The following is a 1,447-nucleotide window of genomic DNA, read 5'->3' as shown; positions in this document are numbered from 1 at the left end:
GCCGGCCGCCGGCGCCGTGGATACGCAGTGCCGTGCGCGAGGTGCTGGAGCGCGCGCCCAACTACCGCCACCTGTCCGCCGACGATCGTCGCACCCTGGCCGGCGCGATGGTCCGGGTATCGGCATTGGCCGCCGAACTGATCGACGAGGAGGGACAGGCGCAACAGGCCATCGAACGGCAGGGCGGCGATTCCACGCCTGTCGGCGTTTCGCAGGGGCCTCGACGACCGGCGCCACTGGCGCGGGCGCAGTCGCAACCGGGCTTCGCCGCCGCCGCCGATCGCGTTGCCGGCACCACCCAGGCGGTGCTCAACGCGGTCTCGTTCCCGCGCTTCGTGACCGATCTGATCAATGGCGTGTTCCGCGCGATGCTCGACTCCAGCACCCAGCAGATGCAGCAGTACGTGCAACTGCTGAACGCGGTCTCGGCCTCGGCCGAGGGCTTCGAGCGGACCCAGTTCGGTCTGGCGCAGGTGCGGCAATGGGTGGCCGACCATTTTCCCGAGTCGGTCGAATACGAGACCCCCGACCCCGACTTCGACGATCCGGAGGATCCCGTCGAGACCCGCCTGAGGCTGCGCGACGGCGCCTCGATGCCCGACGAGGAGGCGATCCGCGCGACCCTGGGCATGGAGCCGGGCGAGAGCGTCGATGCCAGCAATCCCGAGCAGCTGGTGCCGCTGGCGCGGCGCTATCTCGCCCGCCAGCGCCAGCAGATGTTGGCGACGATGGTGATGATGGGCATGCACCGGATCGTCATCGACAGTGGCCGGATCAATGCGGCGATGCGCTTCCATGTCGATACCCGCAGCGCCGCCAGCGAGGACCGCGGAAGCCAGTTCAGCCTGCAGAACCGGGTGCGCGCCGCCGGCCGTTTCGGCGCCGGTCCATGGGGCGTGAGCGCCGAGGTCGAGAACAACATCGGCTACGTCTCGACCCAGCGCAACCAGAGCACCGAGGAGATGAACACCGACCTGGAACTCAACTCCTCGGTCGAACTGAACTTCCGCAGCGACTACCTGCCGCTGAACCGGATGGCCGCGCAGGCCCAGGCCGACCGCATCCGCAACGCCTCGATCAACCCGGTCGCCGAAAGCGACCCGATCGCCGCCCGCACCGAACGCCTGCAGGCCCAGCACGAGTCCGAACGCGCCCGTCGCGAGGCGATGGACACCGCGATCGGCGAAGCCGGCCAGACCTCGATGGCGGACAGCCCGTTGGAGGTGCCCGAGCCCAATAGCGGCTCGGGAAGAAGCGGCTCGGGAGGAAGCGGCTCGGGAGGAAGCGGCTCAGGAGGAAGCGGCTCAGGAGGAAGCGGCTCGGGAGGAGGCGGCTCGGAAGGAGGCGGCTCGGAAGGAGGCGGCTCGGAAGGAGGCGGCTCGGGAGGCAGCGGCTCGGGAGGCAGCGGCTCGGGAGGCAGCGGCTCGGGAGGAGGCGGCTCGGGGGG

General features: G+C 70.2%; 1 protein-coding gene. It reads left to right on the top strand.

The features are described from left to right. The coding region (locus FKV24_RS19650; protein WP_211371921.1) for a hypothetical protein at nt 1-1,447 on the top strand (1,447 nt) is incomplete at both ends.

Origin of the sequence: Marilutibacter maris, assembly GCF_006546735.2 — a bacterium.
GTDB classification, from domain to species: Bacteria; Pseudomonadota; Gammaproteobacteria; order Xanthomonadales; family Xanthomonadaceae; genus Marilutibacter; species Marilutibacter maris.
This window is presented reverse-complemented; position numbering and strand designations above follow the sequence as displayed.